This is a genomic window from Flavobacterium esculini (genome assembly GCF_048284325.1).
Classification (GTDB): domain Bacteria; phylum Bacteroidota; class Bacteroidia; order Flavobacteriales; family Flavobacteriaceae; genus Flavobacterium.
Map to the genome: position 1 here is coordinate 1 of NZ_JBLVPI010000019.1, position 13,188 is coordinate 13,188.

The following is a 13,188-nucleotide window of genomic DNA, read 5'->3' on the forward strand; positions in this document are numbered from 1 at the left end:
GTGATTGACGATTTTTTAAAACTTCATTTACACAGCGAAGTTTAAATTCATAATTGTAACTGACTTTTCTTTCCATAAAAATACCCCCAGATAATGTCTAATTATTTGGGGGCAGTTGATTTTCAGGCAGCTTTTCTTTAATTTAAAATCATTCTTCCTAATTTGTCCTCAGACTTTCTTGAAGCATAAATTAAAAATTCTTTTTCATTTTTCCGATAGAAAATTCCAGGCCTCATAACCAATTCATTTTTTATGGCTTCTTCCGGATCCTTCCTTGTTATTAGCCCTTTATCATCAAAAACAAAAAGTGTTGGTACTGAGTTATTATAATTTCCTAATGATTTGATTTCTTCGATATCAGTAATTCCTTTATTTTTTTTATTATCGTTAAAAATAATATTCAATTGCCCATCTTTATAAATTGGAATTCCACTTAAATATTCAGGCCCTTTTCCCATAACAGTTAATGGAATAGAAACACCCGCGCTTACATTAAAATTCCCGTTTCCACCAGTCCCAAAAAAGCCTAAAGACAATACTGTAACTGCTGCTGACTGATCTTTTGCAACCACATTACTCCAATCTAGAGATCCATCAGGTTTTAGACATGTCACAATCATTTCGTTGGTAACATAAGTAATTGGAGTAAAGCCTAATGGACCGAAACCTTGCGTTTGCCCCACAATAACCATTCTATATTCCGATAAAACAATGAGTCCACCGTCATTTTTTTCGATTATCGAATGAATCTCGTACAAAGGCTTAACATCTTTCCCTTTTTTAGCTCTTCGCTCTCCAAGCAATTTAACTTTGGTTTCATAGTCAAATTCATTGAATTTAAGATTATCATTTACATTAGTCGCCAAATTTATAGTAGCATTATATACCCCTTTCAACTCTTTATTCGCTTTACCATTCTCTCTAACACTGGAATAAAATCCAACTATTTGCAATGTGTTTTTATTGGTTGACAACATTTTACAATTGATGATTTCCTTGTCCTTTACATCAATATTTACAACCTCTTTCTTATATTTATTTTGATTTTTAAAAATATGAAGTTCAAATTTTTCAATCTTTTCTTTCTTTTTGTTGTCTCTATATCCTTCATTAACGATCAAAAACACATCATTTTTAAAATTTACATCAAAATCAGAAATTGTAAACTGGTAATCTTTTTTGGAATCATCATAAGACACTTTATTTTCTGTAGCAAAATTTACATTTAAAGAATCGTCAAACAATTTAATTTCATATTTCATCGCATCCTCCTTTTCGAATAATGCAGTATGCATAACCAATAATTTATTTTCATCTGGAGATTGTTTAAAATAGAAACCACCTCTGTCTGAACTTTTTGCCACCTGAGATTCAAACATAGTTACCATTTTACTACTCAAAACACCATCTTCAGAAAACTCAATTCCGACCAGATTGAAAATTTTTTCTTTTCGTTGATAAACACTTCCAATAACATATACCCTATTATTTAAAATTGTTATTTCCTCAAAACCTATTTCTTTATCATCTATTTCAGGTAAAACTATTGGCTTATTAGATAACAACTTCATTTCCTTTGATGAAAAAATTTTCAAGAAATAGTCTTTTTTCCCTTTCAAACCTAAAGCGTAAATCTTGTTATTGGCTTCACCAATAATTTTAATAATCTTCCCCTTTTCCTCAGTGATTTCCTCTCCATAAGAAACCCCAATGTTTTCAATTTTGTATTGAGAATAGCCAGTTAGGCAAAACATAAAAAATGCAAAAAAAAGTAGTAATTGTTTTTTCATAAAATTAAAAGTTAGATTGTTAAAATTTCACACAATACTACAAAAAAACCTACAAATAAATTGTAGGTTTTAATAAAAAAATTATTTTATTTAGTCAATTAAGAGTTTAATATTTTTTCTTGGTGACCAATACTTTCTTGGTGAATGTTTTTGAATAATTTAACTATAAATTCTTCTGTCAATCCTTTTTTTCCACCTTCCAAAATCATTTTCTCTTGGATTTCATTCCAACGATTGTTTTGCAATACTGCAACGTTAGCGTCTTTTTTCACTTGACCAATTTCGTCAGCAACTTTCATACGTTTTCCTAACAATTCCAATAAATTAGCATCCAAAACATCGATATTAGCTCTCAATTTTGTCATTTTATTGGTAAATTCATCCGATGCATCATCATGCTTTCTCACTTTCAAATCTTTGAAAATTTGTTTCAAAGCGTCTGGTGTCACTTGTTGCGCAGCATCACTCCAAGCATTGTCTGGATCAGTATGCGTTTCGATAATCATACCGTCATAATTCAAGTCCAATGCTTCTTGAGTCACTTCAAGAATCATCTCACGGTTTCCTGTAATATGAGATGGATCAATGATTAATGGCAAATCAGGGAATTTGCTTTGCAATTCAATAGCAATCTGCCATTCTGGAATGTTTCTGTATTTTGTTTTTTCGTATGTAGAAAAACCTCTATGAATAACTCCTAAATTCTTGATTCCGGCAGCATATAAACGCTCTACTCCACCTAGCCATAAAGCCATATCTGGATTTACAGGATTTTTAATCAATACAATTTTATCAGTACCTTTCAATGTATCAGCAATCTCTTGAACCGCAAATGGATTTGCAGTTGTACGAGCACCAACCCATAATACATCAATATCATGTTCCAAAGCCAATTTACAATGCGCTGCAGTTGCAACTTCAGTTCCCATAAGTAAACCCGTTTCCGCTTTTGCTTTTTGCAACCATTTCAATCCTATTTCCCCTACACCTTCAAATCCTCCCGGACGCGTTCTTGGTTTCCAAATTCCTGCTCTAAAAACACTCACATCTGAATCTTTCAATTCATGTGCAATTTTCAATACTTGTTCTTCTGTTTCAGCACTACAAGGTCCTGCGATCACAAATGGATGAGTCAAATTGAATTCATTCAACCAATTTCTCATTTCTTTCTTGTTTTCCATCTTTTCTAATTTTTTCCCCACCCCAGCCCTCCCCTAAGGAGAGGGAGCCGTAAATGGATGATTGTTGTTAATGTTTATTAATTATTTTATTCTGTGTTGTTCTCTTTAACTGTAACCTGCTCCCTAAGTTTCAGGATAAATGCTGATTACTTTTTTACATTTATTCCGTTTAATATTTCTTTTATTTTATTCACACTTTGCATTTCATTGTAAATCGCATCGTAATCTTCTTTTTCTAATAATTCCTTAAACTTTGATAAATTAGAAATGTATTCGTCCAATGTTTTTACTACTTGCTTCCTGTTTTGTTTAAAAATAGGCGTCCACATTGCTGGTGAACTTTTGGCCAAACGAACGGTGCTTTCAAAACCAGAACCGGCCATATCAAAAATATCTTGTTCGTCTTTCTCCTTATTGATTACCGTTTTCCCTAGCATAAATGCACTGATATGCGATAAATGCGACACATAAGCAATGTGTTTGTCATGCGATTTCGGATCCATATAACGAATTCTCATTCCCATAGCAGTAAAAAGTTGCAATGCTTTTTCCTGTAATTTGAAAGTCGTTTTCTCCACCTCACAAATAATATTCGTTTTCCCTTGAAACAATCCTTTTATCGCTGCCGAAGGTCCTGAAAACTCCGTTCCTGCAATAGGATGTGTTGCTATAAAATTTCTTCTCTTAGGATGATTTGCAACCGCTTCGCAAATAGGTGTTTTTGTCGAACCCACTTCAAAGACAATCGTAGCATCACCAATAACATCCAACACTTTTGGCAAAACAGTCAATGCAACATCAACCGGAACAGAAACGATTACAAAATCTGCATCTTTTAACTCATCAAAAGTCGCACCAGCATCAACAACTCCTAAAGCAATGGCTTCCGCCAAATGACTTTCGTTATTATCAATCCCATAAATTTTGGCTTCCGGATGCAAAGTCTTGATGTCCAACACCATCGAACCACCAATCAATCCTATTCCTATTACGTATACTTTCATTTCTTATTTTTTTGTAGCTAATCCTGCTATTCGTTTCAATCTTTCTAGTCCTGAACTTGTTTCAGGATCCTGAAACAAGTTCAGGACTAGAAAGGATTTCCACTGCTATCAGGGCTAAGGCATCTCGTTTTTTAGAACTTTTTGATTTTCTTTAAACGTATCTATTTTTTCAAAACCTATAGTTAGACGCGATAAATCGCCTCTCTACGTTACGCAAATCTGTCAATCGCTTCTTGTACTTTTTCTTCTTTTACACAAAGGGCAAATCGGATGTATCCTTCTCCATTAGAACCAAAAATTGTTCCCGGAGTAATGAAAATAGATTTGTCATATAAAATTTCATCAATAAATTTCTCTGCCGATGTAATTCCGTCAGGCAATTTTGCCCAAACAAATAATCCAACTCCTTCTTTGTATACTTTACATCCTAATTTCTCAGCCAGTTGTTCGGTAAGAATTCTGCGTTTTCTATAAATCGCATTCATCGATTCAAACCAAGTCTTGTCACTTTTCAAAGCTTCAATAGCTCCTTTTTGAATCCCGTAAAACATACCGCTATCCATGTTGCTTTTTACTTTTAGTACGGCATCAATACAAGCTGCATTTCCTAAAACCATTCCAACTCTCCAGCCCGCCATATTGAAAGTCTTACTCAAAGAATTCAATTCTAATGCCACGTCTTTTGCGCCTTCTACTTGCAACAAACTCATTGGATTGTCATTCAAAACAAAACTATACGGATTGTCGTTGACTAATAATATCTGATGTTTTTTGGCGAAAGCCACCAATTTTTCAAACAACTGTAAACTTCCTCTTGCTCCTGTTGGCATGTGCGGATAACCAATCCACATGATTTTCACTTTCGATAAATCCAATTTTTCCAAAGCTTCAAAATCAGGCTCCCAGTTATTTACTTCTTTTAAGTCATAATAAGCGGGTATAGCCCCTACTAAATTCGTCACCGAAGTATACGTTGGATATCCAGGATTTGGAATCAGCACCTGATCTCCTTCATTCAAGAAAGCCAGTGAAATATGCATAATCCCTTCTTTCGAACCCATCAAAGGCAAAATTTCCGTATTCGGATTCAACGCTACCTGAAAGTTGTTCTGATAAAAATCAGCCATTCCATTTCTCAGTTCCGGCAACCCTTGATAACTTTGGTATTGATGGGCACTTTCTTCTTGCATTGCCAAAACTACCGCATCAACAACTGCTTGCGAAGGCTGTAAATCTGGACTTCCAATTCCCATATTGATTATCGGTTTCCCTTCGGATGCCAGTTGCCTTACTTCTCTCAATTTTGAGGAGAAATAATATTCTTCAATTATATCCAGACGTTTTGCTGTAGTAATCATGGTTTTGTATTTTTATATTCGCCTAAAACTTTAAAGTATTCTGCCATAATGGTCAATAACGCTTTTGCCTTAGCATAATCTTCGTATTTTTCGAAAGTAACATCCACAAAAAAGGAATATTTCCAAGGAGTTTCAATTTTTGGTAACGATTGTATTTTAGTTAAATTCAATTTACAATCACTCATTACATTCAAAACCGCTGCTAAACTCCCGCGTTTGTGATCCAATTCAAATTTGATAGAAGCTCTGTTTATTTCGTTTTCTTCAACAAATGAATTCTCCTTTTTAATAATAACAAATCGCGTCATGTTATTATTTATAGTCTGAATTTCTGGAGCCAAAATTTCTAATTCATACATTTCAGAAGCTGTTTTACTCGCAATTGCCGCAATCCCTTTCAACTGATTTTGGTGTATTCTTCTGGCCGTTTCAGCCGTATCTTTATCTTCAACTAATTTTATGTTTGGATATTTTTTCAAAAATTCCATACACTGTAACAATGCCATTGGATGAGAATGTACTTCCTGAATATCTTCAATTTTTTGACCTTTCAACGCCATTAAATTTTGATGAATATCCAAATAATGCTCTCCTATGATGTGCAAATTATTTTTGTCAATCAAGGCATAATTCGGAATAATTGGTCCCGCAATAGAATTCTCTATAGCCATAACTGCCTGGTCTGATTTCCCAGACAATAAACTATCCACCAATTCTTCAAAAGACAAACACTCATCTACTTCAACATTCTGATAGTAATAATCTTGTGCCACCTGATGATGGAAAGAGCCTTTTATACCTTGTATTGCAATCTTAGTTCTCATTCTAAGTTATTATTTATTTTATTTGAAATGAAATTTACAAAAATCATGGTTTGTGTTCCATCAATTTCACATCATGCTTATTTCATATATACTCAAAAAAAAATCCTGATTTTCATCAGGATTGTATATTAGTTTTATTTGTTTGTTGTTTTTCAAATAACCATAGCACAATCCCTTACTTCCTAAAGAAGAAATAATAAGTGTTGCTAAAGTAAAAACGGTTATTAGACATTGTATTCTCTGTTTTTTAATAATTTCTATGCAAATGTATGACTTATTTCAAGTCAACCAAAAAAAATATTTAATTTTATGTAACAAAAAAAGAATTCTTTGTTAAACCTGCTTTATATTACAAAATACATAAAAAACACACTCTCAAACTATTAATTATTACCGATTTCAAAATGCAGCCGTACGCAATACCAATGCAAAAAACAATTTATGCAGCTAAATTTACCGAAAGCCATTTTTTCCCCTCCGCAATTCGGGTTATTAACATCGCCGAAACTAAATCGCCATTAGCATTCAATAAAGTTGCCATAGGATCTACCAAGGTCCCCACAATCATCGCCGCCGGTAGAGCCTGCTCCATTGGAAATCCATAAACGGTTATCGCCAGAATTTCTCCTATATAACCACCATTCGGAATTCCGCCTTCGACAACTGAAACAATTACCGTAATCCCAATAGCGGTAAGCAAGGTATATGGATCCGTAAAATCTTTACCAAACATGGCAAAAACAACAGCGATTTTTATAATAGATGACATACTCGAACCATCTTTATGCAAAGGCGCGCCCAATGGAATGACTACATTTCTTATATGACTAGGAATATTCATGCGTTCCGCTCCCTCCAGATTGGCAGGAATTGTCGCAATACTGCTGCAAGTTCCTAATGCAGTTAATGATGGAGTGATGTTATTTTTCCAAAACACATTCAATCCTTTTCTTCCTCCAGCAATAAAAGCATACAAACTAAAAAATACGACAAAGTAAAAAGCACAAACTGCATAATAAAGACCTAAAGGTTTTGCATATGCACCAAATAATTGTGGTCCAAAAATCCCAACTTGATACGCAAAATAAGCACCCAAACCTATTGGGGCCGTTTTCATAATCATATGTAACAATTGTTTCATCACTTCGTTACCTGAATTCAAGAACCGACAAAAATCTTTCCCTTTTTCACCTGAATGTAAACTGGCAAATCCTATTAAAAAAGAAAATATAATAAGTGCTAACATATTCTTACGAGATAACAATTCGAAGAAATCATTAGCGGTAAGCAATTGCGTAATTTGAGAACCTGCAGAACTTGCTTGAATAGATTCTAATGGAATTTTTGAAATAATAATATCTTGCTGAATTGGAAACAGCAATACACCAAAAATCATCAAAATAGCTGATATCAATACGGTGCTTAAAAACACCCCAATTACAATTACAAATAATTTTCCTAGTTTCTCTGACTTTTCTAAACTGGCTATCGAGGATGCAATCGTAAAAAAAATCAATGGAATGATTGCAGTAAACAATAAATTCAGAAATATATCGCCCAAAGGTTTAATAGCTTCTACCCCTTTTCCAAAAACTAAACCCAATATACTCCCTACCAGAATTCCTCCAAGTAGCAATAAAATACTTTTGTAGTTTTTCAAAAAACTGCCTGATTGTGTATTTTTTAAATTCATATCTATATAGTATATGGTAAATATATAAATCTAAAAGAGAATATCGTCCTGCTTAGTAAACTTTGATAAAGGTCTTTTCACTTATTGAGCTACAAAAAACAATAAATCAATGATTATTCTGTTTACTTTTGCAACAAATAAAATTCCATGTCGATAGAAGTAACTAATATATCTAAAAGTTATGGTGCACAAAAAGCGCTGGATAACATTTCATTTTCTGTAAATAAAGGAGAAATCGTTGGTTTTTTAGGTCCAAATGGAGCCGGAAAATCGACCTTGATGAAAATATTGACAACGTACATCAATGCCGATGACGGCTCAGCATTAGTAAATGGGCATGATGTAAACGCCCAACAAAAAGCAGTGCAACTTTCTATTGGCTATTTACCGGAACATAATCCATTGTATTTGGATTTGTATGTGAGGGAATATTTGGCTTTTAATGCCGATGTTTATAAAGTGGCTAAATCTCGAATCGAAGAAGTAATTCAACTGACCGGTTTAAGTTCTGAAAGTCATAAAAAGATAGGTCAATTATCTAAAGGATACCGCCAACGTGTAGGCCTTGCCAATGCTTTATTGCACAATCCCGATGTTTTGATTTTGGATGAACCAACAACGGGTTTAGACCCAAACCAATTAATCGAAATACGTAACGTTATTAAAAACGTAGGAAAAGACAAAACCGTTTTTCTATCTACGCACATTATGCAAGAAGTAGAAGCCATTTGCGACCGCGTGATCATTATCAATAATGGCAAAATCGTTGCCGATAAAAAACTGGACAACTTAATTTCTGAAGATAAGGAACAAGTGATTGAAGTGGAATTTGATTATAAAATAGAAGAACAAGCCATTGCTAAAATCGAAAACCTTACTTCCTATAAAAATACCCACGACATGATCTGGGAATTAACCTTTACAACCGATAAAGACATGCGCCCGGCCGTTTTTGATTTTGCGAATGCAAATGGCTTGAAAACCTTGCAACTCAACCAAAAAAATAAAAATCTAGAAGCCGTTTTTAGGGAGATTACGAAATAAGTGGTCAGTTTTTAGTTTTTGTAGATAAAAAAAGCTCGCTTAAACCAATTTTAAACGAGCTTTTTTTATGAAATATGATTGGAAATTAAAAAACCTTACTCGCTATTTGTCGGATATTTTCTGATTTCCCCATAGAATAATAATGCAACACCGGAACTCCGGCCGCTTTCAATTCTAATGATTGTTGAATCGCCCATTCGATTCCTACTTGTCTGATGTCAGCATTATTTTTACATTGATCAACCGCATGAATCAAATCTTCCGGTAAGTCGATTCTAAAAATTTGTGGCAATACTTGTAAGTGTCTTTCCACAGCAATAGGTTTGATACCCGGAATAATAGGAACAGTAATTCCCATTTCTCTGGCTTTGGCAACAAATTCAAAATATTTTGCATTGTCAAAAAACATTTGGGTTACTACATAATCAGCCCCTGCTTCTACCTTTTCTTTCAGTCTTTTTAAATCTGAAATTAAGGAAGGAGATTCCAAATGTTTTTCAGGATAACCTGCCACTCCGATACAAAAATTAGCTTTGTTGTCAATATCCATCACATCATGCAAGTACTTTCCGCAATTCAATTCGTTGATTTGTTTGACCAAATCTACGGCGAAATTATTCCCTCCTTCTTTCGGAACAAAAGACTGCTCGTGTTTCATCGCATCACCACGCAATGCCATCACATTATCAATTCCCAGATAATGACAATCCACTAACATATACTCGGTTTCTTCTTTGGTAAAGCCACCGCAAAGTAAGTGAGGAACAGTATCTACAGTATATTTGTGTTTTATGGAAGCACAAATACCAAGAGTTCCAGGTCGCATTCTGGTTAGCTTTTTGTCTAATAAACCGTTGCCTTTATCTATGTAAATATACTCTTCGCGAGAAGTGGTTACGTCTATAAAAGGCGGTTTGAACTCCATCAACGGATCAATATTATCGTATAATTCCTGAATGCTTTTGCCTTTTTGAGGCGGAATAATCTCAAACGAGAATAAGGTGCTACCTTTTGCGTCTTCTATATGTTGTGTTACTTTCATTTTTTTTAGTTTGAAGTTTAAGGTTTAAGGTTTAAGGTTCTCTCGAACAACTTTAAACTTTAAACTTTAAACAAAATTTCAACTTTAAACTATTTTCTAATCTGCTATATTTGGATTCAACCACTTCATGGCTACTTCTGTCGAAACGCTTCTACGTTTGGCATAATCAATAACTTGGTCGTCTTTTATTTTTCCAAGTCCGAAGTACTTACTTTCCGGGTTTCCAAAATAGTATCCTGAAACCGATGAAGCCGGCCACATCGCCATACTTTCAGTTAAAGTCACTCCTATTTCTTTTTCTACATTTAGTAATTTCCAAATCGTAGGTTTTTCTAAATGGTCAGGACAAGCTGGATACCCCGGTGCCGGACGAATTCCTTTATAATCTTCGGCAATCATTGCCTCTGTACTCAAAGCTTCATCGGATGAATAACCCCAAATTTCTTTCCGGATTTTTTCGTGCAAATATTCGGCGAAAGCTTCTGCAAAACGATCCGCCAATGCTTTCACCATAATTGAATTGTAATCGTCTAAATCTCTTTCGAATTCAGCCGCCCATTCATCGACACCAAAACCGGTGGTTACACAAAATGCTCCCATATAATCCGTTTTACCGCTGTCTTTCGGAGCAATAAAATCAGATAAGGCGATATTTGGAGCTCCTTTTGTTTTTTGTGATTGCTGACGTAAAGTCAAGAATGTCTGCAACGGTTTTCCGTTTTCATCACTCAATTCAATATCATCATCGTTCACTTGATTGGCAGGGAAAATTCCGTAAATTCCTTTAGCGGTTAGTTTCTTTTCTCTCAAAATGACTTCCAACATTTCTTGTGCATCTGCAAAAACAGACGTTGCTTGTTCTCCTACTACCTCGTCCGTTAAAATCGCCGGATATTTTCCGAACAATTCCCATGTTCTAAAAAATGGAGTCCAGTCAATATACGGAACCAAAACATCTAAATCGACTTCGATAGTTTGCTCTCCAATTACATTTGGTTTTACAGGAGTAAAATTCTCCCAATCCAACTGCAATTTATTTTTACGTGCTTGCTCAATGGTTAGGAAATTTTTATCACGCGAACGATTTAAAAATGTTTCTCTAAACGCATCATATTCGGCTCTAATGTCGCTTGCGTATATCTTTCTATCCTTATTCAATAAACTCCCCGCCACTGTCACCGCTCTCGAAGCATCGTTTACGTGAATTACCGTTTCTCTATATTGAGGTGCAATTTTCACGGCTGTATGGGCTCTGGAAGTCGTTGCTCCACCAATCATTACCGGGATTTTCATCCCTCTTTTATCTAATTCTTTGGCCAGATATACCATTTCGTCCAGTGACGGCGTGATTAATCCGCTTAATCCAATAATATCTACGTTGTGCTCAATGGCAGCTGCAATAATTTTTTCAGGTGGTACCATTACGCCCAAATCTACAATCTCATAATTGTTACAAGCCAATACAACCGAAACAATATTTTTACCAATATCATGTACATCGCCTTTTACGGTTGCCATCAGGATTTTTCCATTTCCTTGCTTGTCACCCGCTTGTTTGCTAGCTTCTATGTAAGGCAACAAATAGGCTACGGCTTTTTTCATTACTCGTGCTGATTTTACTACTTGTGGCAAAAACATTTTACCGGAACCAAATAAATCACCCACAACATTCATTCCCGTCATCAAGTTAATTTCGATAACTTCAATAGGTTTTGTAGCTGCCAATCGAGCTTCTTCAACATCTAGTTCTATAAAGGCATCGACCCCTTTTACAAGTGAGTGTGTAATTCGTTCTTGAACGGTTCCCGAACGCCATTCTTGAACCGCTTTTTCATTACTCTTTACATCTCCTTTTACATTCTCTGCAAAATCCAATAATCTTTCGGTCGCATCATCACGACGGTTTAGAATTACATCTTCAACGTGTTCTAATAAATCCTTTGGAATTTCGTCATAAATGGAAAGCATCTCTGGGTTTACAATTCCCATCGTCATACCATGCTGAATCGCATGATATAAAAATACCGAGTGCATCGCTTCCCGAACCGTATCATTTCCTCTAAACGAAAACGAAACATTACTCACACCACCACTAATGTGTGCGTGTGGCAAATTTTCTCGAACCCATTTGGTTCCTCTAAAGAAATCCAATGCATTCAGGCGGTGTTCTTCCATTCCTGTCGCAACTGGAAATATATTCAAATCGAAAATAATATCCTGCGGAGGAAAACCAACTTTATTCACTAATATATCATACGAACGTTGGCAAATTTCTACCCGGCGTTCGTAATTATCAGCTTGTCCAGTTTCATCAAAAGCCATAATAATTGCTGCAGCGCCGTAGCGCTTAATCAATTTGGCGTGATGAATAAATTGTTCTTCGCCTTCCTTCAAAGAAATAGAATTCACGACACTTTTACCTTGAACTACTTTCAGACCCGCCTCGATAATATCCCATTTCGAGCTATCAATCATGATTGGAACTCTAGAAATATCAGGTTCGGCTGCGATTAAATTTAGGAATTTTGTCATGGCATATTCACCATCAAGCATTCCTTCATCCATATTAATATCGATGATTTGCGCGCCACCTTCCACTTGTTCTTTAGCAATACTGAGTGCTTCTTCGTATTTCTCTTCCTTAATTAATCGAAGGAATTTTCTAGAACCTGTAACATTGGTTCGTTCACCAATATTTACAAAAACGCTTTGTGGTGTAATAATTAAAGGTTCTAATCCCGACAATACAAGGTTTCTTCTCTTTTCTGCGTGTGCCATTTTGTTTTATTTAATCCTTGCACCGTTTCAAAAACCGTGTAAGTCTAGCTTTTTTTATTTATTTCTACCTTTTTTAAAAACGTGTAGTTCGTTTTGTTTCTTTTTATTTTGGGCGTGACCCAAGGGTCGGGCTATCCGTTACAAGTCCTCGACTAATTTCGCTTTCGCTTCATTTGTCTGTGGGCTTTTCACTGCTATCCCTCACGCGGATATTTGACACTAACATCATCTATCATCAACAGAATATCCTCGTAATCCTATTTCCTTTTCATTCAACGGGAACAAATTCCGTTATCATTACCACATATATACAACGGAATAAATTCCGTTGCTACAAAATATATCGTTCGTACCGAACTCGTACTTCGCTAGGGCGAGCATCCCGCTCGTGCCTATTCTAAATTATAATTCTATTGTTCAAAATATTCTTGACCTGCCTTTGTTTGTGGGCACGAGCGGGATGCTCGCGCTAGC

9 protein-coding genes are annotated in these 13,188 nt (G+C 35.3%); 1 reads left to right on the plus strand and 8 read right to left on the minus strand.

What is annotated here, in order from left to right; translation table 11 throughout:
• Positions 1-137 precede the first annotated feature (137 nt).
• The 6 genes from ACNQGG_RS15045 to ACNQGG_RS15070 all read right to left on the minus strand — a co-directional run bounded on the left by ACNQGG_RS15045 (position 138) and on the right by ACNQGG_RS15070 (position 7,850).
• Positions 138-1,790, minus strand: a complete 1,653-nt coding sequence (locus ACNQGG_RS15045) for a hypothetical protein (RefSeq protein ID WP_417965310.1) — start codon at positions 1,788-1,790, stop codon at positions 138-140.
• A 98-nt stretch (positions 1,791-1,888) separates the two neighbouring features.
• A complete protein-coding gene (locus ACNQGG_RS15050) occupies positions 1,889-2,971 on the minus strand; it encodes a chorismate mutase (protein ID WP_379857184.1) in 1,083 nt (360 codons plus the stop codon).
• Positions 2,972-3,117: 146 nt separating this feature from the next.
• Positions 3,118-3,975, minus strand: coding sequence for a prephenate dehydrogenase (locus tag ACNQGG_RS15055; protein ID WP_417965313.1), 858 nt, complete (start codon positions 3,973-3,975; stop codon positions 3,118-3,120).
• Positions 3,976-4,184: 209 nt separating this feature from the next.
• Complete coding sequence (locus ACNQGG_RS15060) at positions 4,185-5,333, minus strand: aminotransferase class I/II-fold pyridoxal phosphate-dependent enzyme (RefSeq protein WP_417965315.1); 1,149 nt, start codon at positions 5,331-5,333, stop codon at positions 4,185-4,187.
• Positions 5,330-6,157, minus strand: a complete 828-nt coding sequence (locus tag ACNQGG_RS15065; protein ID WP_416848938.1) for a prephenate dehydratase — start codon at positions 6,155-6,157, stop codon at positions 5,330-5,332. The genes ACNQGG_RS15060 and ACNQGG_RS15065 overlap by 4 nt, the downstream gene beginning before the upstream one ends.
• A 439-nt stretch (positions 6,158-6,596) precedes the next feature.
• Positions 6,597-7,850, minus strand: coding sequence for a dicarboxylate/amino acid:cation symporter (locus ACNQGG_RS15070; protein ID WP_417965317.1), 1,254 nt, complete (start codon positions 7,848-7,850; stop codon positions 6,597-6,599).
• Positions 7,851-7,997: 147 nt separating this feature from the next.
• On the opposite strand from ACNQGG_RS15070, the gene gldA reads away from it, so the two are divergent.
• Positions 7,998-8,894 carry a gliding motility-associated ABC transporter ATP-binding subunit GldA gene (gene gldA, locus ACNQGG_RS15075; RefSeq protein ID WP_417965319.1) on the plus strand — a complete coding sequence of 299 codons (897 nt, stop codon included), beginning with the start codon at positions 7,998-8,000 and terminating at the stop codon, positions 8,892-8,894.
• Positions 8,895-8,979: 85 nt separating this feature from the next.
• Here the strand turns inward: gldA and metF are convergent, their stop codons facing one another.
• Positions 8,980-9,936 carry a methylenetetrahydrofolate reductase [NAD(P)H] gene (gene metF, locus ACNQGG_RS15080; protein ID WP_416848935.1) on the minus strand — a complete coding sequence of 319 codons (957 nt, stop codon included), beginning with the start codon at positions 9,934-9,936 and terminating at the stop codon, positions 8,980-8,982.
• A 96-nt stretch (positions 9,937-10,032) separates the two neighbouring features.
• Complete coding sequence (gene metH / locus ACNQGG_RS15085; protein ID WP_417965322.1) at positions 10,033-12,714, minus strand: methionine synthase; 2,682 nt, start codon at positions 12,712-12,714, stop codon at positions 10,033-10,035.
• Between the last annotated feature and the right edge of the window lie 474 nt (positions 12,715-13,188).

Coding starts and splice junctions, on each gene's coding strand:
- ACNQGG_RS15065 (WP_416848938.1), bottom strand. CDS start 6,157: ATGAGAACTAAGATTGCAATACAAGGTATAAAAGGCTCTTTCCATCAT.
- ACNQGG_RS15070 (WP_417965317.1), bottom strand. CDS start 7,850: ATGAATTTAAAAAATACACAATCAGGCAGTTTTTTGAAAAACTACAAA.
- ACNQGG_RS15055 (WP_417965313.1), bottom strand. CDS start 3,975: ATGAAAGTATACGTAATAGGAATAGGATTGATTGGTGGTTCGATGGTG.
- metH (WP_417965322.1), bottom strand. CDS start 12,714: ATGGCACACGCAGAAAAGAGAAGAAACCTTGTATTGTCGGGATTAGAA.
- metF (WP_416848935.1), bottom strand. CDS start 9,936: ATGAAAGTAACACAACATATAGAAGACGCAAAAGGTAGCACCTTATTC.
- gldA (WP_417965319.1), top strand. CDS start 7,998: ATGTCGATAGAAGTAACTAATATATCTAAAAGTTATGGTGCACAAAAA.
- ACNQGG_RS15060 (WP_417965315.1), bottom strand. CDS start 5,333: ATGATTACTACAGCAAAACGTCTGGATATAATTGAAGAATATTATTTC.
- ACNQGG_RS15050 (WP_379857184.1), bottom strand. CDS start 2,971: ATGGAAAACAAGAAAGAAATGAGAAATTGGTTGAATGAATTCAATTTG.
- ACNQGG_RS15045 (WP_417965310.1), bottom strand. CDS start 1,790: ATGAAAAAACAATTACTACTTTTTTTTGCATTTTTTATGTTTTGCCTA.